19 protein-coding genes and 1 riboswitch are annotated in these 22,319 nt (G+C 67.2%); of the genes, 6 read left to right on the forward strand and 13 right to left on the reverse strand.

The window, feature by feature from the left end; translation table 11 throughout:
* Positions 1-40 precede the first annotated feature (40 nt).
* From ABUA28_RS02640 to ABUA28_RS02655, 4 genes are read right to left on the reverse strand one after another with little or no spacing between them, the layout of a single operon-like run.
* Positions 41-235, reverse strand: coding sequence for a hypothetical protein (locus ABUA28_RS02640; RefSeq protein ID WP_349902384.1), 195 nt, complete (start codon positions 233-235; stop codon positions 41-43).
* Complete coding sequence (gene panD / locus ABUA28_RS02645) at positions 232-645, reverse strand: aspartate 1-decarboxylase (protein ID WP_349902385.1); 414 nt, start codon at positions 643-645, stop codon at positions 232-234. Before panD ends, ABUA28_RS02640 begins: the two co-directional genes overlap by 4 nt.
* A 23-nt stretch (positions 646-668) precedes the next feature.
* Entirely contained in the window at positions 669-1,112 is a 444-nt protein-coding gene (gene sufU, locus ABUA28_RS02650; RefSeq protein WP_349902386.1) for a Fe-S cluster assembly sulfur transfer protein SufU, read from the reverse strand.
* A complete protein-coding gene (locus tag ABUA28_RS02655) occupies positions 1,112-2,440 on the reverse strand; it encodes an aminotransferase class V-fold PLP-dependent enzyme (protein WP_349902387.1) in 1,329 nt (442 codons plus the stop codon). Before ABUA28_RS02655 ends, sufU begins: the two co-directional genes overlap by 1 nt.
* 147 nt (positions 2,441-2,587) lie before the next feature.
* Here ABUA28_RS02655 and ABUA28_RS02660 point away from each other — a divergent pair, with 147 nt between their 5' ends.
* The 6 genes from ABUA28_RS02660 (at position 2,588) to ABUA28_RS02685 (ending at position 11,411) form a co-directional block, all read left to right on the forward strand.
* On the forward strand, positions 2,588-3,220 hold the full coding sequence (locus ABUA28_RS02660) for a helix-turn-helix transcriptional regulator (protein WP_349902388.1): 633 nt from the start codon (positions 2,588-2,590) through the stop codon (positions 3,218-3,220).
* Positions 3,221-3,325: 105 nt separating this feature from the next.
* Positions 3,326-7,078, forward strand: a complete 3,753-nt coding sequence (locus ABUA28_RS02665; protein WP_349902389.1) for a nitrate reductase subunit alpha — start codon at positions 3,326-3,328, stop codon at positions 7,076-7,078.
* A complete protein-coding gene (gene narH, locus ABUA28_RS02670) occupies positions 7,078-8,793 on the forward strand; it encodes a nitrate reductase subunit beta (RefSeq protein WP_349902390.1) in 1,716 nt (571 codons plus the stop codon). The genes ABUA28_RS02665 and narH overlap by 1 nt, the downstream gene beginning before the upstream one ends.
* The gene (narJ, locus tag ABUA28_RS02675; protein WP_349902391.1) at positions 8,790-9,482 is read left to right on the forward strand and encodes a nitrate reductase molybdenum cofactor assembly chaperone; all 693 of its coding nucleotides are present in this window, start codon (positions 8,790-8,792) and stop codon (positions 9,480-9,482) included. Before narH ends, narJ begins: the two co-directional genes overlap by 4 nt.
* Positions 9,479-10,249 (forward strand): respiratory nitrate reductase subunit gamma, encoded by a 771-nt coding sequence (gene narI, locus ABUA28_RS02680; protein WP_349902392.1) that lies wholly within the window; start codon positions 9,479-9,481, stop codon positions 10,247-10,249. Before narJ ends, narI begins: the two co-directional genes overlap by 4 nt.
* A gap of 22 nt (positions 10,250-10,271) precedes the next feature.
* Entirely contained in the window at positions 10,272-11,411 is a 1,140-nt protein-coding gene (locus ABUA28_RS02685; RefSeq protein ID WP_349902393.1) for a tellurite resistance/C4-dicarboxylate transporter family protein, read from the forward strand.
* Positions 11,412-11,415: 4 nt separating this feature from the next.
* Here the strand turns inward: ABUA28_RS02685 and ABUA28_RS02690 are convergent, their stop codons facing one another.
* The 9 genes from ABUA28_RS02690 to sucC all read right to left on the reverse strand — a co-directional run bounded on the left by ABUA28_RS02690 (position 11,416) and on the right by sucC (position 22,238).
* Positions 11,416-12,015 carry a vitamin K epoxide reductase family protein gene (locus tag ABUA28_RS02690; RefSeq protein WP_349902394.1) on the reverse strand — a complete coding sequence of 200 codons (600 nt, stop codon included), beginning with the start codon at positions 12,013-12,015 and terminating at the stop codon, positions 11,416-11,418.
* 12 nt (positions 12,016-12,027) lie between these two features.
* The gene (locus ABUA28_RS02695) at positions 12,028-12,729 is read right to left on the reverse strand and encodes an anaerobic ribonucleoside-triphosphate reductase activating protein (protein WP_349902395.1); all 702 of its coding nucleotides are present in this window, start codon (positions 12,727-12,729) and stop codon (positions 12,028-12,030) included.
* A complete protein-coding gene (locus tag ABUA28_RS02700) occupies positions 12,726-14,570 on the reverse strand; it encodes a ribonucleoside triphosphate reductase (RefSeq protein WP_349902396.1) in 1,845 nt (614 codons plus the stop codon). Before ABUA28_RS02700 ends, ABUA28_RS02695 begins: the two co-directional genes overlap by 4 nt.
* A 168-nt stretch (positions 14,571-14,738) precedes the next feature.
* A complete protein-coding gene (gene ddaH / locus ABUA28_RS02705; RefSeq protein ID WP_349902397.1) occupies positions 14,739-15,953 on the reverse strand; it encodes a dimethylargininase in 1,215 nt (404 codons plus the stop codon).
* Between the two features lie 46 nt (positions 15,954-15,999).
* Entirely contained in the window at positions 16,000-17,643 is a 1,644-nt protein-coding gene (gene purH, locus ABUA28_RS02710; RefSeq protein ID WP_349902398.1) for a bifunctional phosphoribosylaminoimidazolecarboxamide formyltransferase/IMP cyclohydrolase, read from the reverse strand.
* Between the two features lie 37 nt (positions 17,644-17,680).
* Positions 17,681-17,784, reverse strand: a riboswitch (ZMP/ZTP riboswitch).
* Positions 17,785-17,922: 138 nt separating this feature from the next.
* Positions 17,923-18,519: a phosphoribosylglycinamide formyltransferase gene (purN, locus tag ABUA28_RS02715; RefSeq protein WP_349902399.1), complete on the reverse strand. Its 597-nt coding sequence runs from the start codon at positions 18,517-18,519 to the stop codon at positions 17,923-17,925.
* Between the two features lie 143 nt (positions 18,520-18,662).
* Positions 18,663-19,898, reverse strand: coding sequence for a cell division protein PerM (locus ABUA28_RS02720; protein ID WP_349902400.1), 1,236 nt, complete (start codon positions 19,896-19,898; stop codon positions 18,663-18,665).
* A 259-nt stretch (positions 19,899-20,157) separates the two neighbouring features.
* Positions 20,158-21,060, reverse strand: coding sequence for a succinate--CoA ligase subunit alpha (gene sucD, locus ABUA28_RS02725; protein ID WP_349902401.1), 903 nt, complete (start codon positions 21,058-21,060; stop codon positions 20,158-20,160).
* A gap of 14 nt (positions 21,061-21,074) precedes the next feature.
* Positions 21,075-22,238 (reverse strand): ADP-forming succinate--CoA ligase subunit beta, encoded by a 1,164-nt coding sequence (gene sucC, locus ABUA28_RS02730; protein ID WP_349902402.1) that lies wholly within the window; start codon positions 22,236-22,238, stop codon positions 21,075-21,077.
* Positions 22,239-22,319 lie beyond the last annotated feature (81 nt).

Consider the following 22,319-nt stretch of genomic DNA (forward strand, 5'->3'; position numbering starts at 1 on the left):
GAAGGTCGACAGCTCGATGCGGGGCGACTCCCCGCGGCGGCTATCCCTGTGCGAACGGGGAGCGGAGGCTGCCCACGACGACGAGCACCGCGCCGGCGTGGGCGATTGTCGTCTTGATCATGGAATCCTCCTGGGCACGTATGACATTCAGCTCTGTGACTACCTCGCACCGCCCCTTCGGGCGGTGGGCAGCCTTGTAGTCTATGTCCGCCGATCCCGGGCGCGCAAGCGTCATCTGAGTGCGTAGGGCGGGCTCTCGACGCCAGGGGTGTGCGCGCCAGCGGGATCCGAATCGACGGCGACGATCCTATTCTGCGCATCGACGTGCACGACCCTCGGCACGAACTCGCGTGCCTCGTCGTCGGACATCGCCGCGTACGACATCACGATCACGAGGTCGCCGATGTGCGCCAGATGCGCAGCCGCCCCGTTGATGCCCACGACACCACTGCCGCGTTCGCCCGGGATCAGGTACGTCTCGAAGCGACTTCCGTTGGCGATGTCGACGACGCTCACCTGCTCCCCCGGCAGCAGGTCCGCCGCATCGAGGAGGTCGAGGTCAATCGTGATCGAGCCGACGTAGTGCAGGTCGGAATGGGTGACAGTGGCCCTGTGGATCTTTGACTTGAACATCGTTCGGAGCACGGCGCAATCCTAATCCGACACCCTCACGCGACGTCGGCGATGCAGCCCTCCGCGCCGACCCAGGCGAGCATCGCGCACTTGACCCGCATGACGTATTTCGAGACGCCGTGGAACACGACGGCGTCTCCGAGGACGTCCTCGTCGGCCTCTCCCTCGCCGCGCGAGCGCATCATCGTGCGGAACGCGCCGATCTTCTCCACGAGTTCGCCCGTCGTCAGGCCGACGGCGAGCTCGCTCAGAATGGATGCCGACGCCTGCGAGATGCTGCAGCCCGAGCCGTGCCAGGTGAGGGCCGCGATGCGGTCGGAACCGGGTTCGAGCACGAGCTGCATCGTGAGTTCGTCGCCGCACGTCGGGTTGCGCTCGAACCGCTCTGCGGCCGGGTGCTCGGCGTTGCCGTAGCCCTTGCGCAGCTTCGAGTGGTCGAGGATGTGCTGCTGGTAGAGGCCCTCGAGCGAGTCTGCCATCACGCCTCCCCGAAGTAGTGGCGCACGTCCCCCACGGCGTCGAGGAAACGATCGACGTCGTCGAGGCTCGTGTACAGGTACGCGCTCGCCCGGGTGGTGGCGGTGAGGCCGAGCCGCCGGTGCAACGGCTGCGCGCAGTGGTGCCCGACCCGCACGGCGATGCCCCTCGCATCCAGGAACTGCCCGACGTCGTGCGCGTGCACGCCTGCGGTGTCGAAGCTCACGAGTCCGGCCCGCGGTGTGCCCGACGGGGGGCCGACGACGCGGATGCCCGGAATCTTGGCGAGGCCCCGCAACATCCGCTCGGCCAGGAGCTCCTCGCGCGCCTCGATGCGATCCAGCCCCACGGCCTGCAGGTAGCGCACCGCCTCGGCGAGCGCGACGACCTGAGAGACCGGCTGGGTGCCCGCTTCGAAGCGCTGGGGCGCGGGCATGAAGCTGGCCTCGGTCATGGTGACCGTTTCGATCATGGAGCCGCCCGTGCGGAACGGTGGCAGGGCATTCAGCAGTTCAGCCCGGCCGTAGAGCACGCCGATGCCGGTGGGGCCGAGCATCTTGTGGCCGGAGAACGCGGCGAAGTCCACACCGAGCGCGCGGACGTCGACCTCGCGGTGCGGCACGGACTGGCAGGCGTCGAGCACGACGAGTGCCCCGCGGGCGTGGGCGAGCTCGACCAGGCCCTCGACGGGTGCAACGAAGCCGGTCACGTTGGAGACGTGGGCGAAGGCGACGATGCGCGTCCTGTCGGTGATGACGGCCGCCGCAGCGTCCGCGCCGTACACGCCGCGCTCGTCGACGGGGACGTACCGAAGCACTGCCCCGGTCGTGGCTGCGAGCTCCTGCCACGGAACGAGATTGGCGTGATGCTCCGCCTCGGTCACGACGATCTCGTCACCGGGCACGAGCGCGAAGCGGCGCGCGACCGGACCCCCTCGGCCGTGACTCGCGTTGCCGATGCCGTAGGCGACGAGGTTCAGGGCATCTGTCGCCCCGGAGGTCCAGGCGATCTCCTCCGCGCTCGCGCCGACGAACGCGGCGACCGTTGCACGGGCATCCTCGAACGCCTCCGTCGCCAGCCCGGCAAGGGTGTGGGCACCGCGGTGAACGGCCGCGTTCGAGTGCAGCAGGAAGTCGCGTTCGGCATCGAGCACCTGGCGCGGACGCTGCGTGGTGGCCCCGGAGTCGAGGTAGCTGAGCGGTTCGCCGTTGACGACCTCGGCGAGTGCGGGAAAGTCCTCGCGGATGCGCGCGACTTCCGCGTCATCCAGGGGAACGGGAGCCCGGCGTCCCTGTGGTGGTGCGTCGGTGGTGCGTGCGGTCGCGGACACGGAGATCCTTTGTTTCGCCACTGCCGTAGCGCAGTGGACACTCTCCATTGTGCACTCCTCGGCCGCGCGGTCGCCGAGAATCGGACGGCACGCGGCACAGTCAAACGGGGTATGGCTATACCGCACCGGGCACCATACGATCAAGGCATGGGATCGCGCAGACCGCCAGATCTCCGGACGCTGGCATCACTCAGTCGAGTCAAGCTGCTGTACGCACTACTGCAACGGGGCTCCTTGACGATCGAGGAACTCGCCGAGGAGGCGGGCCTGCATACGAACACGGCCAGGGAACACCTACACCGTCTCATCGACGATGGTTTCGTCGTGTCTCGCCCGCTACCCAGCGCGTCACGAGGGCGCCCGAAGGTCGAGTACGCGCTCGCGATGGATCGGAACGACCCCGTCCAGGCGGCGAAGATCCAGTCAGCGCTGGAGCGCGTCGACCAGTTCAATCGTCTCTTCCGCGCCGACGACAGAGGGCAGGAGCGTTCCGACGCGGACCTCCAGGTCGACATGGTCGAAGACCACATGGACCAGTGCGGCTTCGACTCGACGGTCGATCGCGAGCGCCTGTGCGTGCACATCCACCAGTGCCCGGTCGAGACGCTCGCCCGCGAGCATCCCGAGGTCTGCCAGGTGCACTTCCACCTCGTGGGAGCCGCGCTCCAGAGCGTTGACGGGCCGCTCGAGACCGAACGGCTCAACCGGCTGGAGCCCGTGGACGGATGCTCGGTGGATCTGCGCGACACGGCCGAGGCCCGCATCCGGGCGGCTTCTTAATATTCACGGTGTTTCGTCGTTGCCCCGAGCTCACGGTACGGCGAGGCTCACAGTAGGGGACCGGGATTTGCTACCGCGATAACCGCCCCGACTTGGGAGGCCATCGTGACGTCCACGACATCATCCAGTGCTCAGAGGGCCCGTACAGACGGCCCGCTCGCAGACACCCTCATCAAGCTGGGCCGTTTTCTGCGCCCGGGGGAGGTCTCCGAAGACCTCAGATCGGTGTTCCTCGACGGGGGCCGAAAGGCCGACGCCTTCTACCGCGACCGATGGACCCACGACAAGGAGGTGCGGTCGACCCACGGAGTCAACTGCACCGGATCGTGCTCGTGGAAGGTGTACGTCAAAGACGGAATCATCACCTGGGAGACCCAGCAGACCGACTACCCGCTGATCGGGCCGGACTCCCCCGAGTACGAGCCTCGAGGATGCCCGCGCGGCGCCTCGTTCAGCTGGTACACCTACTCGCCCACCCGCATCCGCTACCCCTACGTGCGCGGTGTGCTCCTCGACGCCTACCGCGCGGCGAAGAAGAAGGTCGGCGACCCCGTGCTCGCCTGGCAGGCCGTGATGGATGACCCGGTCGCCTCGCGCGCATACAAGCAGGCCCGAGGCAAGGGCGGGCTCGTGCGCGCGAGCTGGGCCGAGGCATCCGAGATCGTGGCGGCGGCCCACGTGCACACGATCAAGAAGTACGGCCCGGACCGCATCGCCGGCTTCTCACCGATTCCGGCGATGTCGATCGTCTCGCACGGAGTCGGCTCGCGTTTCGTCACCATGCTCGGCGGCACGATGCTCTCGTTCTACGACTGGTACGCCGATCTGCCCGTGGCAAGCCCGCAGGTGTTCGGCGACCAGACCGACGTGCCGGAATCGGCCGACTGGTGGAACTCGTCGTACCTCATGATGTGGGGCTCCAATGTGCCGGTCACCCGCACGCCGGACGCGCACTTCATGACCGAGGCCCGATATCGCGGCCAGAAGGTCGTCGTCGTCTCCCCCGACTACGCCGACAACACCAAGTTCGCCGACGAGTGGCTCGCGGTGCACCCCGGAACAGACGCCGCCCTGGCGATCTCGATGGGCCACGTCATTCTCAAGGAGTTCCTGCTCGAGAAGAAGACGGCGCGCTTCCTCGACTACATGAAGAAGTACAGCGACTCCGCCTACCTGATCGAGCTGACCCCGCACGGCGACGGCTACCTCGCGGGCAAGTTCCTCACCGCGGATGCCCTGCCCACGACGAGGGCAGACGTCGCGAACCCGGCGTTCAAGCCCGTTCTCCTCGACCAGCATGCGAAGCCCGTGGTGCCGAACGGATCGCTCGGCCACCGCTTCTCCAAGGAGGACGAGGGGCTGTGGAACCTCGACCTCGGCGAGGTCGATCCGCTGCTGTCGATCGCGGACGCCCCCGGTCACGACGGGCGCGCCGTCGAGGTGGAGTTGCCGCGCTTCGACCTGGCACCCGAACCGGGCCAGGAGCACGCCGGTGGCGCCGGTGGCATCCGCCGCGGCGTTCCCGTGATGGAGGTGGCCGGGCGATTGGTGACCACGGTGTTCGACCTGCTGCTGGCCCGCTACGGCGTCAGCCGCGAGGGACTGCCGGGCGACTGGCCCACCGGCTACGACGACGCCTCCAGCCCCGGCACCCCGGCCTGGCAGGAAGAGATCACGAGCGTTCCCGCACACATCGCCGAGAAGATCGGCCGCGAGTTCGCGCAGAACGCCGAGGACTCCGGCGGCCGCTCGATGATCCTGATGGGCGCGGGAACCAACCACTGGTTCCACTCCGACACGATCTACCGCACCTTCCTCGCACTGACCACCATGACCGGGTGCCAGGGGGTCAACGGCGGCGGCTGGGCACACTACGTCGGCCAGGAGAAGGTGCGCCCCCTCACCGGATGGGCACAGTATGCCTTCGGCCTCGACTGGGTGCGCCCGCCGCGTCAGATGATCGGCACGGCGTTCTGGTATCTCGCGACCGACCAGTGGCGCTACGACGGCCTGCCTGCAGACAGTCTCGCGAGCGCGCAGGCGACCGGCCTGTTCACGGACCGCACGACCGCGGACTGCCTCGTCGAATCGGCCAAGCGAGGCTGGATGCCGAGCTACCCGACCTTCAACCGCAACCCGCTCGACATCGTGGACCAGGCCGAGGCCGCCGGCGTTGAGCCGGCACAGTACGTGGTGGACCAGCTCACCAGCGGTGAACTGAAGTACGCCGTGGAGGATCCGGATGCTCCGGAGAACTTCCCCCGCGTGCTCAATGTGTGGCGGGCCAACATCATCGGCTCCTCCGGCAAGGGCAACGAGTACTTCCTCAAGCACCTGCTCGGGACAGACTCCGCCGTCCGCGGCGAAGAGTCAGGGCCGGGACGACGCCCGAAGACCATGACATGGCACGACGAGGCACCCATCGGCAAGCTCGACCTGATGGTCACGAGCGACTTCCGCAACACCTCGACGACCGGCTTCAGCGACGTCATCCTGCCGCCGGCCACCTGGTACGAGAAGCACGACCTCTCGACAACCGACATGCACCCGTTCATCCATACCTTCAATCCGGCGATCACCCCGCCGTGGGAGGCGAAGCCGGACTTCGAGATCTTCACCCTGCTTGCACGGAAGATCAGCGAGCTGTCGGTGGGACATCTGGGTGTGCGCAAGGACATCGTCGCCTCGCCACTGCTGCACGACACACCGGATGCGATGTCGACACCGCATGGAACCGTGACGGAGTCGCCTGAGCTCATCCCCGGCGTGACGATGCCGAAGCTCACCGTGGTCGAGCGCGACTACGCGGCATTTGGGGCGCGGATGGCCGCCCTCGGCCCGCTCACGGCCAAGGTCGGGATGGTGACCAAGGGCATCCTGTTCAATCCCGATGTAGAGGTTGAGGATCTCGGCCGGCGCAACGGTCTCGTGAAAGACGGCCCCACCGCGGGCCGACCGCGACTGGACACCGTCAGACGCGCCTGCGAGATGGTGCTCGCGCTCTCCGGCACGACGAACGGTCGCCTGGGAACTCAGGGATTCCGCACCATGGAAAAGCGCACGGGCCAGCGGCTCGCCGATCTCGCCGAGGACAACGAAGCACGCAGGTACACCTTCAAGGAGGTCGGCGACACACCCGTTCCCGTCCTGACCTCCCCGGAATGGTCGGGCAGTGAGCACGGCGGTCGCCGCTACAGCGCCTTCACCATCAACGTCGAGCGCCTCAAGCCCTGGCACACCCTCACCGGGCGCCAGCACTTCTACCTCGACCACGACTGGATGATGGAGCTCGGCGAGCAACTCCCCATCTATCGCCCACCACTCGACATGCACCGCCTGTTCAACGATTCGATCATCGGATCGACCTCGCCGACCGGTGCCCCCGGCTCCGCCGGCCGCGCGGAGGTGGCGGTGCGCTACCTCACCCCGCACTCGAAGTGGTCGATCCACTCGGAGTACCAGGACAACCTGATGATGCTCACCCTCTCGCGCGGCGGCCCCACCATCTGGATGTCGCCGAAGGACGCGGAGAAGATCGGCGTGCGCGACAACGAGTGGATCGAGTCGTACAACCGCAACGGGGTGGTCGTCGCGCGTGCCATCGTCTCGCACCGCATGCCGGAGGGAACGGTGTACATGTACCACGCGAAGGACCGCACCATCAACGTTCCCATCGCCGAGACCTCCGGCCAGCGTGGCGGCACGAACAACTCGCTCACGCGCATCCTGCTCAAACCGTCGCATCTCATCGGCGGCTACGCGCAACTGTCGTTCGCGTTCAACTATCTGGGCCCGACGGGAAACCAGAGAGACGAAGTTACTGTCATTCGGCGGCGCAGCCAGGAGGTTGAGTACTGATGAAGGTCATGGCCCAGATGTCGATGGTGATGAACCTCGACAAGTGCATCGGATGTCACACCTGTTCGGTCACCTGCAAGCAGGTGTGGACGAACCGCGACGGCATGGAATACGTCTGGTTCAATAACGTGGAGACGCGGCCCGGCCTCGGCTACCCGCGCGGCTACGAAGACCAGGACAGGTGGCACGGCGGATGGGAGCGCGGCAAGAAGGGCCGGCTGAAGCTGCGCTCGGGCGGGCGCCTCTCCAAGCTCGCGAACATCTTCGCCAACCCCGACCTGCCGACGATCGACGACTACTACGAGCCGTGGACCTACGACTACGACATGCTCACGAACGCGCCGCAGACGAAGACCGGCCCGGTGGCGCGCCCCAAGTCGCTGCTCACGGGCGAGAACATGGACATCAAGTGGTCAGCGAACTGGGATGACAACCTCGGCGGAGCGCAGGAGACGGCGGATCAGGATCCGATCCTCGCGCACATGAGCGAGCACGTGAAGATGGAGTTCGAGAACACCTTCATGTTCTACCTCCCCCGGATCTGTGAGCACTGCCTCAACCCCTCGTGCGTCTCGGCCTGCCCCTCGGGCGCCATGTACAAGCGCGAGGAAGACGGCATCGTGCTCGTCGACCAGGACAGCTGCCGCGGCTGGCGCATGTGCGTCTCCGCCTGCCCGTACAAGAAGGTCTACTTCAACCACAAGACGAACAAGGCCGAGAAGTGCACGCTCTGCTACCCGCTGCTGGAGCAGGGCAAGCCGACGATCTGCTCGGAGACCTGCGTCGGTCGGCTGCGCTATCTGGGCCTCATGCTCTACGACGCCGACCGCGTGCTCGAGGCGGCCAGCATCGAGAACGAGCACGACCTTCTGGACGCCCAGCGTTCGGTCTTCCTCGACCCCTTCGACCCGGAGGTGATCGACGCTGCGAGGGCCGAAGGCATCGCAGACGACTGGATCGAGGCCGCGCAGAACAGCCCCATCTACAAGCTCATCAGCGAATACAAGGTGGCGCTGCCCCTGCACCCCGAGTACCGCACGATGCCGATGGTCTGGTACATCCCGCCGCTGTCGCCCGTGGTCGATGTCGTCGCGAACAGCGGGCAGGACGGTGAGGACGTCGTGAACCTGTTCTCGGCGATCGACCAGCTGCGCATCCCGATGGAGTACCTCGCCGGGCTGTTCACTGCTGGCGACCTCGTGCCGATCGAGGACTCGCTCGGCAAGCTCGCGGCCATGCGCTCGTACATGCGCGACATCAACCTCGGTCAGGAGCCCAACGAGCGCATCGCAAACCTCGTCGGGATGACCGGGGACGAGATCGAGGCCATGTACCACCTGCTGGCCGTGGCGAAGTACGAGGATCGCTACGTCATCCCCAAGGCGCACGTCGAACAGGCTCGCGACCTCGAGAACCTGGCCTGCTCGCTCGACTCGGACGGCGGCCCAGGCATGGGCGGCCCGGGCGACCACGGACCGCAGGATCGCGGCATCCGGAAGACGCGCCCGCGCGGCGAGAACCCCACGGATGCTCCCGCCGCGGTCGCGCGCTTCGACGTCGACGAGAACGGAGTCGAGAACTTCCACAACCTCTCCAACTTCGTCGACCAACCGGAGTCCACGCCGCCTTCGGGCCGCATCAACCTGCTCGGCTGGAGCGGCACAGGCAGGGAACCGGGGATCTTCCCGCCCGCACCCGCGGGAGGCACCGCATGATCCAGAAAAAGGTCGCGCCGCGCCAGACGGATGCCCTCGAGCTGACCTCCGACGAGCGCGCGGCCACCCACATGGCGGCCTCGATCCTGCTCGACTACCCCCACGAGGAGCACAGGGCCAGGTTCGCGGCGGTCGCCGTGGTCATCGAGTCGCTGCCCGCGCCCATCCGCGACGCCTTCCGCGCGTTCCTCGACGCTGCTTCGTCGATGAGCCAGCGCGAGCTCGAGGCGCACTTCACCTCGATCTTCGATCAGAAGCGTAAGTGCAGCCCGTACCTCACCTATTACACGACGGGAGACACGCGCAAGCGCGGAATGGCGCTCGTGCGTTTCATCCACGCCTATCGCGCCGCGGGCTGGGAGGTGGAGCCGGGCGAGCTGCCCGACTACCTGCCCACCGTGCTCGAGTTCTCGGCGCGCAGCGACTCACCGATTGCCGACGACCTGATCGCGGTGCATCGCGAGGGCATCCAGGTGCTGAGGGCCGCGCTCGAGACCTTCGATTCGCCCTACGCGCACGTGCTCGACGCGATCTGCCTCTCGCTTCCCGAGATGGATGACGAGGCCAGGGAGCGGTACATGGTCCTGATCAACGAGGGGCCGCCGGCCGAAATGGTCGGGCTGACCTATCTCGGCGCACTGAAGCCGTTTGCCCCCGCAGGGGCACCGAGTGAGGACGTGAGGGTATGAGTTTCAGCGATGCGCTGCTCTGGATCGCCTTTCCCTACGCTGCCGCCGCGAGTTTCGTGGTCGGCCACATCCTCCGCTGGCGCTACGACCAGTACGGCTGGACCTCCCGCTCGAGCCAGACGTACGAGAGCCGAATCCTGCGCTGGGGCTCCCCGATGTTCCACTACGGCATCCTCACGGTGTTCGCGGGGCACGTCGTGGGCATCCTGATCCCCAAGGAATGGCTCGAGTTCTTGGGCATCACCGAGCACATCTACCACCTCGGTGCAACCTGGCTGGGCAGTCTGGCCGCGCTGGTCACCGTCGCCGGCATGGCGATCCTGCTGGCCAGGCGCGGAGCAATCCGTCGCGTGCTCCGCGTGACGACCGTGATGGATGTCGTGATGTACGTCTTTCTGGCCGGCACGATCGTCTTCGGCACGATCGCCGTCTTCCAGTTCCAGATGTTCGGCGCCGGGTACGACTATCGGAACACGGTGTCTCCGTGGGCTCGCAGTCTCATCCTGTTCCAGCCGGATGCGGCGCTGATGATCCACGTGCCGTTCATGTTCCAGCTCCACGTGCTCTCGGCGACGGCGCTGTTCCTGTTCTGGCCGTACACGCGACTCGTGCACGTGTTCTCGGCGCCGATCCCGTACCTCGTGCGGCCCTACCTCGTGTACCGCTCGCGCGATCGCCAACTCGGGGCCCGCGCGACCAGGCGCGGCTGGGCGAAAAGCGAGCGCCCGGTTCCTCGGCGCGAACGCGAGACCACGCATCGCCGGTAGCAGGTCGAAGGGTGACTGAACCATGGACGATTCACCGCTCGGAGTGACGGGCGAGGCGCCACCATCCGCCGCGCCGCGCGAGCCCCAGCCACTGCCGGAGGGCTTCATCCTGCGCGGACTGGCCACTCTCGACCCCGGCTACTTCGCGGCGGTCATGGCCACGGGAATCGTCTCGATCGCGGCGCGGCTGCGTGGGCTGATCCCGGTCGCGAACGTGCTCCTCGTGGTCACGGTCGTGATCTTCGTGGTGCTCGCGATCGCCTACCTCAGTCGTGCCGTGCTGTATCCGCGGCGCTTCGCGCAGTCGCTGCGGATGCCGAGCTCGGCCGTGTCGTTCTTCACGGTCGTCGCGGGCACCAACGTGCTCGCGACCGCGCTGCTCGCGCCCGGGCTCTGGGGGGTGTCTCTCGTGCTCGGAATCATCGCCGTCATCATCTGGGCGGTGCTGAGCTACGGACTGTTCTGCTCGATCGTGCTCGCGGGCAATCGCCCACTGCTTCGTGAGATCAACGGCGGCTGGCTGGTCTGGATCGTCGGCACCCAGTCCGTCGCCGTGCTCGCGACCGCGATCGCGCCACGGCTGCCCTGGGCACTGCTCGCCGAGATGTTCGCCGGGGGCGCGGTGATGTTCTGGAGCGTCGGCGTCATCCTCTACCTCGTCTTCGTCGTCATCATCTTTCTGCGCCTGTTCCTCATCGAGACGACGCCGGCGGAGATGGGTCCCGCCTACTGGATCCTCATGGGAGCGACGGCGATCAGCGTTCGGGCGGCCGCGGGCATCCTCACCGTCACCGCGTCGGCTCCGACGCCGCTCCTGACCGGGATGCACCCCTTCGTCGTCGGCTTCTCGGTGGTGCTGTGGTCGTTCGGCAGCTGGTTCATCCCCATGCTCGTGTTGTTCGGGCTGTGGAGATACTTCGTTCGCGGCTTCCCCTGGAACTACGAGCCGAAGCTGTGGAGCGTCGTGTTCCCGCTCGGGATGTACACGGTCGCCTCGATCACCCTGGGCGGCGCGATTGACTTCGGCTTCATGTCCATGGTCGCGGCCGTGGGGGTGTGGGTCGCGCTCGTCGCCTGGGCCATCGTCGCCGTGCTGTTCGTCGTGGCGACGACCGGGGCGCTGCGCACGCGCTGGCGCGAGGTGCGGACCGCGCGGCAGTGACGCGTCACCCGAGGTGGGTGAGCACGCCCAGCCTCACCTGGGCGAGCAGCGCGATGACGAACGCCGCGACGAGCGTGATGATGAACACCCAGCGGTAGAGGACGTCCGCACCGCGGCGAACGACGGGCCCGACGGGGAGGACTCCTGAGCGCGCCACGTGTCCTGCGACCAGCAGGAAGAGCGGAATCGTCACGGCCCAGGTGAGCATGCACCACGGGCAGAGCACGCCGAGAACGTAGATGCTCTGCGCGATGAACCAGACCACGAGCGCGAACGCCCCGGTCATTCCCGCGGCGAGCGCCCACCAGATCCACCGCGGCAGTGTCACCGCGAGGATCACGACACCCACGGTCGTCACGGCCGTCCAGAACACGATCCCGAGCACGGGGTTCGGGATGCCGAGCAGGGCTCCCTGCTGCGAGTCCAGGCTCGTGCTGCAACCGACCAGCACGCTGATGTCGCAGCCGAGCTGGGCCGCGGGATGCTCGAGCTTGTGGATCTTCTCGACGACCAGCGCGGTGGCGGCAAGCAGGCCCAGCACGCCACCCACGATCAGGCTGATGCCGAGACCGCGCGGGCGTGCCGGACTTTCGCTTTCCACCACGTCAGGATGCTTTCACACGGCCATGGCGGATGCCCGCGATTCCACCGTGAGAATTCCCGCACGTCCCTGCACTGCGGCGAGCTTCTCCACATAGACGGGACGCGCTCCCTCGCTCCGCACCTCCTGCAGCACGTGTTCGCGCACCCCGAGGCCCAGGAGCGTCTCGGTGAGTTCTGCCACGTCCTCCGGCGCCATCGTGGTGGGATCCACGGTGGTTCTCACCTGCAGTGCCACCCCGCTCTCGAGCGCGAACCGGAGGCAGGCGAAGGCCTTGGCCGCCGCGGCCTGCACCCCCGTCACGGCACCGTACAGGCGCTCGGGTGCCTTGATGTCGAGCCCGATCCAGTCGCACAGCGGCAACACCTCGACGAACCGCTTCGGGTATGCGCCCGAGGTGTGCAGGCCCACCCCGTAGCCGCGCTCCCGAGCCTGGCGCATCGCGTCCGCGAGCCCAGGCTGACGGGTCGGCTCCCCGCCGGAGAACACGACGCCGTCGAGCAGCCCATGCCGTCGGTCGAGATGCGCGAGAACGTCGTCCCACGCGACAGTGCCGGGCACGCGCGGGTCGAGCAGGCCGGGATTGTGGCAGTATCCGCAGTCCAGCGGGCAGCCCTGCAGGAACACCGTTGCCACGAGCATCCCGGGCCAATCGCAACTCGAGAGCCTGGCCATCCCCGCTATCTGCAGATCGTCCGCGCGTGCCGGCACGCTCATCGCGACATCGCCGCCTCGACGAAGTGGGTGCGCTCGGCGTGCTCGCCCTTCTTGCCGATGTTGAACGAGCTCACCGGACGGAAGTAGCCCATCACCCGAGTCCACACCTCGCACTCGCCGCCGCAGTCCGGGCACACGGGATGCTCGCCCGCGAGATAGCCGTGGTCCGGGCAGATCGAGAAGGTGGGCGTCACCGTGAGGTACGGCAGCCTGTGCGTCTTGAGCGAGCGGCGTACCAACTCGCGGCAGGCATCCGCGCTGGAAAGCTTCTCCGACATGTAGAGGTGCAGCACCGTGCCGCCGGTGTACTTGGCCTGCAGCTCGTCCTGCCGGTCGAGCGCCTCGAACGGGTCGTCGGTGAAGCCCACGGGCAGCTGCGACGAGTTCGTGTAGTACGGATTCGTGTCGGTGCCCGCCTGCAGGATGCCGGGGAACCGCGCGCGGTCCTCCTTGGCGAAACGGTAGGTCGTGCCCTCGGCGGGGGATGCCTCGAGGTTGTACATGTGGCCCGTGGCCTCCTGGAACTCGACCATGCGCCCCCGCACGTGGTCGAGCATCCGGATGGCCATGGCATGCCCGAGCTCCGTCGTGATGTCATGCGCGCCCCCACTGAAGTTGCGGATCATCTCGTTGACGCCATTGACCCCGATCGTGGAGAAGTGGTTGCGCAGCCCCGCACCGAGGTAGCGCTTCGTGTACGGGAACAGGCCGTCTTTGATGAGGTCGTCGATCACGGTGCGCTTGAGTTCGAGCGAATCCCGCGCAAGCTCGAGCAGACGATCGAGCGCAACGAGCAGCTCCTTCTCGTCGCCCCAGTGCAGGTAGCCGAGGCGCGCGCAGTTGATCGTGACGACGCCGAGCGAGCCGGTCTGCTCCGCAGAGCCGAACAGCCCGTTGCCCCGTTTCTCCAGCTCGCGCAGGTCGAGCTGCAGTCGGCAGCACATCGAGCGGATCTGGCCCGGCTTCAGCTCCGAGTTGATGAAGTTCTGGAAGTAGGGTGTTCCATACTTCGCCGTCATCGCGAAGAGTCGCTCGGCATTCTCGGATTCCCAGTCGAAGTCCTCGGTGATGTTGTAGGTGGGAATCGGGAAGGTGAAGACCCGGCCGGTGGCGTCCCCCGCCGTCATGACGTCGATGTACGCACGGTTGATCATGGCCATCTCTCCCGCCAGGTCACCGTAGCTGAAGTCCTGTGCGACCCCGCCGATCACGGGAACCTGCTCGCGCAGGTCGTCCGGGCACACCCAGTCGAAGGTGAGATTCGTGAACGGTGTCTGCGTGCCCCAGCGCGACGGCGCGTTGAGGTTGTAGACGAGTTCCTGCATGAGTTGGCGCAGTTGCGCGTAGTCGAGCGCATCGATCCGCACGAACGGGGCCATGTAGGTGTCGAAGGAGCTGAACGCCTGTGCGCCCGCCCACTCGTTCTGCATCGTGCCGAGAAAGTTGACGATCTGGCCGACGGCGGAGGAGAAGTGCTTCGGCGGCGCAGAGTCGATCTTGCCCGGCACGCCGTTCAGCCCCTCCTCGATCAGGACCCGCAGCGACCAGCCCGCGCAGTAGCCCGCGAGCATGTCGAGGTCATGGATGTGCAGGTCGCCCGCTCGGTGAGCCTCGCCGATGGCAGCCGGATAGACCTCGGTGAGCCAGTAGTTGGCGATGACCTTGCCGGCCGTGTTGAGGATCAGGCCACCGAGAGAGAACCCCTGGTTGGCATTCGCGTTGACACGCCAGTCCGAACGGTCGAGGTACTCATCGACGGTGCTCGCAACGTCGACAACAGAACCTGGCGTGCGAGTCGAATCCGGCTCGGTGATACGGGTGGGAGAAGACAACAGTGACATTGGACGATCCTTTCTGAACCGGAGTCGCTCCCGGTCGGGAGGGTTGCTCTCCCAGAAAAGTACGCCTTGACCACTATATGTAGTAGTCCAAAATGCCGTGAATAACCAGATGTTGTGGTTTCAGCGAAAATAGCCGACCGCGCTGCGCACAGCCGTGCGAACCGCGAGCTACCGTACGCGCACGGAGAGGCAGGTGACACAGCCCTCGAGCTTCTCGAACTCGCTGATGTCGACCGTGATCACCTTGTAACCGAGGTCGGCAATGAGCTCGGCGCTCTTCGGGGCGGACGCCGCCATGATCACGGTGTCCTCCGCGACCACCATGACGGCAAGGCCACCGATCTCCGGCACCGCGAGGAAGCGGTCGAAGATGGCCGCGTTGTCGACCACGGGCGGGTAACCGATGATGGTGCCGTCGGGCAGCGCCGTCACGGAGCTCTTCAGGTGCAGCGCCATCGACACGGGAACGGCGACGACCTTGTAGCCGAGGGGCGCGACGATCAGGCGCAGTTGGCGGATGCCCTCCGCGTTCGTGCGGCCACCGCGCCCCACGTAGACGGTCTTGCCCACTTTGAGGACGTCGCCGCCGTCGAGGGTGCCGGGGAGTTCGATCCGCTCGACGCGCTGGCCGAGCCGGCGCACGGCCTTCTCGACCGCTTCGGTCTCGCCCCGGCGCGATTCGGCACCCGGGCTTGTGATCACGGCGGTCTTGCCGAACATCACCACGGTGTCCTCGATGAAGACCGAGTCCGCGAATTCGTTCGCGAGCGAAACTTCACGGATGTCCCAGCCGTTGTCCGCGAGAGCCGTGACGTAGGCATCCCACTGGGAATTGGCGAGATCGAGGTCGACGGGAACCCGCTCGAGGTGCGTGAGCTCGCCGCTAGCGAGACTCGTGGCCGGCGGACGCACAAGCGCGATCCTCCGAGCGGTGTTCCCGGCGCCGAGCATCCGGTTCGACACGGTGACGCCGAGTGTCACCATGGCCACGATCAGGGCGATGACGAAGATCAGGTTCGGTCCGATCAGGGTCTCCACCGCGTACTGCGTGACGGCACTGTCGAACGGATGTCCGCCCTCCGTGGCGTGCAGCGCGCTTCCGACGAGTGCGCCGAGCGCCCCCGCAACGAGTCCGCTCGCCACGGCCGTGTACCAGTGGCTCAGGCCACCGACGAGCACCAGCACGACCGAGAACAGGAAGGCGAAGAGCGTCGTCCACACGAAGAAGCCATGCAGGCCCGCGAGGGTGCTCGTGGTTCCCTGCCCCGCGACGAAGAACGCGAGCACCGACGCCAGGTACGCGGTGACCGCAACCGTCAATCCGGTGACGGCAGCGGCGCCGAGACGGCGTGAAAACGAGACAGTACTGGGTTTATCGCTCATGCACTGACTTTATTCGACTTCGGCACCGCTTCCGTACACGTCGTGCTCAGTGGTAGAAGTGACGCTCCCCGGTGAAGTACATCGTGACGCCCGCGGCCTTCGCCGCCTCGATCGACTCGTCGTCGTGAATGGAGCCGCCGGGCTGCCCGACGGCCTTCACCCCCGCGTCCAGCAGGATCTGCAAGCCGTCCGCGAAGGGGAAGAAGGCGTCGGATGCCGCAACGGATCCCGAGGAACGCTCGCCCGCCCGCTTGACCGCGAGCTCGCACGCGTCCACCCGGTTCACCTGGCCCATGCCCACACCGACGGATGCACCGTCGTGGGCGAGCAGGATCGCGTTGGATTTGACCGCCCGCACCGCACGCCAGGCGAACTCGAGATCGGCGCGGGTGGAGGCATCCGCCTCGGCGCCCGCGACGAGCGTCCAACCCTCTGAGGAGAAGCCAGCGAAACTGTCGGCCTCCTGCACGAGCAGCCCGCCGCTCACCTGCTTGATCTCGGTGGGTTCGCGGTGGTAGCCGGCCGGAAGCCGCAGCACCCTGAGGTTCTTCTTGCTCCGCAGCAGGGCGAGCGCCTCCGGCTCGAAGTCCGGAGCGATGATCACCTCGGTGAAGATGCCCTTGACCGTCTCAGCCATCTCGAGCGTGACCGTGCGGTTGGCCGCGATGACGCCGCCGTACGCCGAGACGGGATCGCAGGCGTGGGCGCGGCGGTGGGCGTCGGCGATCGTCTCGTCCGGGCCGTTCGCAATCGCGATGCCACAGGGCTGCGCGTGCTTGATGATGGCCACGGCCGTCTCGGCGAAGTCGTAGGCGGTGCGCAGGGCGGCATCCGCGTCCACGTAGTTGTTGTACGACATCTCCTTGCCGTTCAGCTGGGTCGCCTGCGCGATGCCGACCCCGTCATCCGTCACGTAGAGCGCGCCGGCCTGGTGGGCGTTCTCGCCGTAGCGCAGTACCTGCTTGAGGGTGGCGTGCAGTTCGAGCTCCTCGACCGTCTCGCCGCTGTCGGCCGTCAGCGGGTGCTCCGCACGGATTCCGACGTTGCTCGCGAAGTACTCGGAGACGGCCTTGTCGTAGGCGGCGGTGTGGGAGAAGGCCTCCCCGGCCAGTCGCTGGCGCTGCGCGAGAGTCGTGCCGCCGAGCGTGAGCGCCTTGATGATCTGCGGGTAGCTCGCGGGCGAGACGACGATCGCCACGTTCGCGTGGTTCTTCGCGGCGGAGCGCACCATAGCGGGCCCCCCGATGTCGATCTGCTCGATGACCTCGTCGACGGATGCGCCGGACGCCACGGTCTCGACGAAGGGATACAGATTCGAGACGATGAGCTCGAACGGCTCGATGCCGAGCTCGGCGAGCTGGCGCTCGTGGTCGTCGAGGCGGAGATCGGCGAGGATCCCGGCGTGGATCGTCGGGTGCAGTGTCTTCACGCGACCGTCGAGAGACTCTGGGAACCCGGTGAGCTGGCTGACCTCGGTGACCGGATGTCCGGCATCCGCGATCTTCTTCGCCGTCGACCCGGTGGAGACGATCTCGACCCCGGCCGCGGCGAGCGCGGCGGCGAGTTCGAGCAAGTCGGTCTTGTCGTAGACCGAGATGAGCGCCCGTCTGATCGGGATGGCGTCGCGCTCACGACGGCGCGGCGCCGACTGCGCTGGATCGGAAGGGTGGGCGAGGTGGGATGCTGTCACAGCTGACTCCTTGGGCACGACCGGAATAACGGATTTCCGGTTCGGCCCAGGCGAACGGCCAAAACGTTGGCTCTCACCGAGTGCGTGAGAACTGCCGCTCCCCGATGGTTGCCCATCCAAACGCCAGTCGCGACGGTGCCAGTCTACCGGAGCCCGTCATAACTCAGGCAATGGGAGATGCCCGCGCCGCAACGCCCGACGATGTCTGCGAGCCTGGCGGCCGGTGACCGAAATGGCCTGAGTTACGCCGGGACGCTTTCGGGTATCGCTGCGGCTCGATCAGCGGTGGTGGGTTGCGGCGAGGTCGTTCAGGTCGACAACACCGTTGGCGATGTCGAGTACGGCCTGCACGAGCAGCTCGCGCTCGACGACCTTGATGCGCTCGTGCAGCTCGGTCTCGGTATCGCCCGGCAGCACCGGAACCCGGCGCTGGGAGATGATCGGGCCGCTGTCGACTCCGTCGTCGACGACGATGACGCTCGCACCGGTCTCGCGGACGCCCGCGGCCAGGGCGTCACGCACACCGTGGGCCCCCGGGAACTCGGGCAGGTAGGCGGGATGCGTGTTGATGAGCTTGAGGGACGCGACCACGCGGGGAGGCAGCAGCTTCATGAAGCCACTGAGCACGACGAGGTCGGGGTTCCACAACTGGATCTGCTCGAGCAGTGCGTCGCCCCAGGCCTCGCGGTCCGCGAAGTTCGAGAGCGCGGTGGAGAAGGTGGGGATGCCATAGGCCTCCGCGTGGGCGAGTCCGTCCGCATCGCGGTCCGCCCCGACGGCGACGACCCTGGCGGGGAACTCTGCGTCCTCTGACACGTCGAGCAGGGCGCGGAGGTTGGACCCCCCGCCGGAGATGAGCACGACCAGTGACAGCACCAGATGAGCCTACCGGGACGTCGCCGTTCCCACGGTCCCCAACCGCAAGGGAACGATGCCGTGGTTAGTTATCGATGCGGCTGCCGTAACAGGCGCATCGTTGCTGAGCGGGCGCATCGTTGCCTGCGAATGGCGCGACGAGCTCAGCGAACGGATGCGGCCGCTGAGTTCCTCGAAGCGCCCCGCGAGGCACCCGCGAACAGCCCGACGATCGCCGCGCTACCGATCTCCAGCGCGGCGAACAGCCCGACGAGCCAGGGCGACGGTCCGACATCCACGAGACGCCCGGGCCCTGCGGCACCAGCGGATGCCCAGGCCAGGAGCCCCAGCACGACGCCGCCCGCGATGCCGACGCCGACTCCCGCGAGCAGGAGCCAGCGTCCACGCGGCGCTGCACCGATCTCGCCCAGCACCCGCGGACGAATGACAAGCCCCGCGAAGAATCCCACCAGCACGGGAACCATGAGCCCGAGGAATCCGAAGGCAAGATCGCCGGTCGGCAGCCCACCGAGAATCGGGATCGCGGGCAACGGCCCGAGGCTTGTGCCGAGCGGAGACACCGCTGACCCTGTGCCGATGGCGAATCCCGGCCCCACCAACCACGATGCCGCCCACACCACGAGGTTCGGCAGGAACGCGATCTGCGCGATGGTGAGGCTGATTCCGCCGAGAACACCGGCGTGCGCGCTCTCGTAGAGGGCAATGACGTCGGCGTAGTGCGTGAGCATCAGCACGGCGACGGCGACGGCAGCAACCGCCGTGACTCCGGCCGCGGCGGCGGCTCCTCCGCGGAGCCCGAGTCTGGCCACCTCGAGCAGGTGCGCCGGCAGGCGGCGCAGCATTGCGGACATCCGCGTCGCTGAGCTCTCCGCAGCCTCGCGCACACGGCCCAGCCCGAGCGCGATACCGAGCGCAAAGCACACCGTCGGAAGCAGCACCCCCTGCCAGATCGACGGACGCACGAGCGGGTACAGCGCGCTGAGGGTGAGCCCGAGCGCGAGAGCGGCAAACACCCCGAGGGCCGCAACCGTACCGACGATCGGATGCGGCGTCTCGCCGATGCGACGCCCCGCGCGCACTCCGAACAGGGCCGTGAGCAGCGCGAAGCCGAGCGGCGCGATGCTCAGCAGGAATGGAGCGTGCGCGCCGGGGAAGCCGAGGCCCGTCGCGGTGATCTGGTCGAGGGTGACATAGAGGTCGCCGCCGTTGCCGAGCAGCCAGATGTCGACGGATGCCCGCCAGAACACGATCCAGTCGATCTGCAGGCCGTATTGCACTGCCCACAGGATGGTCAGCGGCACGAGCGAGATGCCGACGCCGATGCCCACGACGAGCAGGGCCTCGAGGGCGGCGAAGAGGGCGGTGAGCGGACGATTCATACCCGACGGAGCCTACCGGCCCATCCGTTCGTCCACCGCTCGCCGTTCCGAGCATCCCGCTCTTTCCCGCTCGCCCGCCCCAACCCAGCTCCGTGCACCCGACTATGCGTCCCAAACGTACGTCCCAAATGAAGGCATTTGAGCACCCGCTGCGCCCGGATGCCCGCCATCCGCCCCGACGACCCCGGAATGCCTTCATTTGGGACGCTGGGGTAACGACGGAAGGCCCGCCGAAACGGGCCATCCGAAGAACTGACCGTTACAGCGCAGCCAGGATGTCGCGCATGAGGTTCGCGGTCTCGGACGGCGTCTTGCCGACCTTGACGCCCGCGGCCTCGAGAGCTTCCTTCTTCGCCTGCGCGGTTCCCGAGGAGCCGGAGACGATCGCGCCGGCGTGGCCCATCGTCTTGCCCTCTGGAGCGGTGAAGCCCGCGACGTAGCCGACGACCGGCTTGGTCACATGAGCCTTGATGTAGTCGGCCGCGCGCTCCTCCGCGTCGCCACCGATCTCGCCGATCATGACGATCGCCTTGGTCTCCGGGTCGGCCTCGAACGCGGCGAGCGCGTCGATGTGTGTGGTGCCGATGACGGGGTCTCCGCCGATGCCGATCGCTGTGGAGAAGCCCAGGTCGCGCAGCTCGTACATCATCTGGTATGTGAGCGTTCCGGACTTCGAGACGAGACCGATCGGGCCGGGGCCGGTGATGTTCGCCGGGGTGATGCCGACGAGCGCCTCGCCGGGGGTGATGATGCCGGGGCAGTTCGGCCCGACGATCTTCGTCGCGCCACCCTTGGCCTTCGCGAGTGCCCAGAACTCGGCCGAGTCCTGCACGGGGATGCCCTCGGTGATCACGACGACGAGCGGGATCGCTGCCTCGATGGCCTCGACCACCGCCTCCTTGGCGTGAGCCGGCGGAACGAAGACGATGGAGACATCCGCCCCGGTCTTCTCGATCGCCTCGGCGACGGTGCCGAACACCGGCAGCTCGACAGTGCCGTTCGAAGCGGTGGCGTGGGTCACCGTCGTGCCGGCCTTGCGCGCGTTCACGCCGCCGACGATGTTCGTGCCCGCCTTCAGCATGAGCGCGGTGTGCTTGGTGCCCTCACCGCCGGTGATGCCCTGCACGATGACCTTGGAGTTCTTGTTGACAAAGATCGACATGTTGTTCGAGTCCCTTACTTCGAAGCCAGCTCGGCGGCCTTGTCGGCGCCCTCGTCCATGGTGGTGGCGACCGTGACGAGCGGATGATTCGCCTCGGCCAGGATGCGGCGGCCGTCTTCGACGTGGTTGCCGTCCAGCCTCACGACGAGCGGCTTCGTCGCAGAAGACCCAAGGATGCCGAGAGCGGCGATGATGCCCTCCGCGACGGCGACGCAGGAAGTGATCCCGCCGAAGACGTTGACGAACACGCTCTTGACCTGCTTGTCGCCGAGGATGACGTCGAGGCCGTTGGCCATGACCTCGGCGGATGCTCCGCCCCCGATGTCGAGGAAGTTGGCCGGCTTGACCCCGCCGTGCTTCTCTCCCGCGTAGGACACCACGTCGAGCGTGGACATCACGAGCCCGGCACCGTTGCCGATGACGCCCACCTGGCCGTCGAGCTTGACGTAGTTGAGCCCGGCCGCCTTGGCCTTGGCCTCGAGCGGATCCGCGGCCTCTGCGTCCTCGAGCTCCGCGTGGTTCGGGTGGCGGAAGTCCGCGTTCGCGTCGATCGAGACCTTGCCGTCGAGGGCGACGATGGTGCCCTCCTCGGTGAGCACGAGCGGGTTGACCTCGACGAGCGTCGCATCCTCGCCCGTGAAGACCTCGTAGAGCTTGACGATGACGGGCGCGACCTTCTCGATCAGCTCGGCCGGGAAGTGCCCGGCCGCTGCGATCTCGCGCGCCTTGGCCAGGTCGATGCCGTGGCCGGGGTCGACCTCGACGCGGCCGAGGGCCTCGGGGCGCTCCACTGCGAGCTCCTCGATCTCCATGCCGCCCTCGACACTGCACAGAGAGAGGTAGGAGCGGTTGGCGCGGTCGAGCAGCACGGAGAAGTAGAACTCCCGCTCGATGCGCGCCCCGGCGGCGACCATGACGCGCCCCACGACGTGGCCCTTGATGTCGAGGCCGAAGATGCCCCTGGATGCCGTCTCGGCATCCGCTGCATTGTGTGCGACCTTGACGCCGCCGGCCTTGCCTCGGCCGCCCACCTTCACCTGCGCCTTGACGACGACCGTGCCGCCGAGCTTCTCGGCCGCGGCACGGACCTCCGCGGGAGTGTCCGCGATGATGCCGGGCAGAACCGGCACGCCGTAGGTTTCGAAGAGATCCCTGGCCTGGTACTCAAATAGATCCACGCTGCTTGTCCAATCCGCAGGTCGTATGTCTGATTCGTCCGTGTGTCATCCGGCGCTGCCGCCGCGCGACACCGTTGCTTG

Origin of the sequence: Parafrigoribacterium humi, assembly GCF_040227205.1 — a bacterium.
Taxonomy (GTDB): Bacteria; Actinomycetota; Actinomycetes; order Actinomycetales; family Microbacteriaceae; genus Parafrigoribacterium_A; species Parafrigoribacterium_A humi.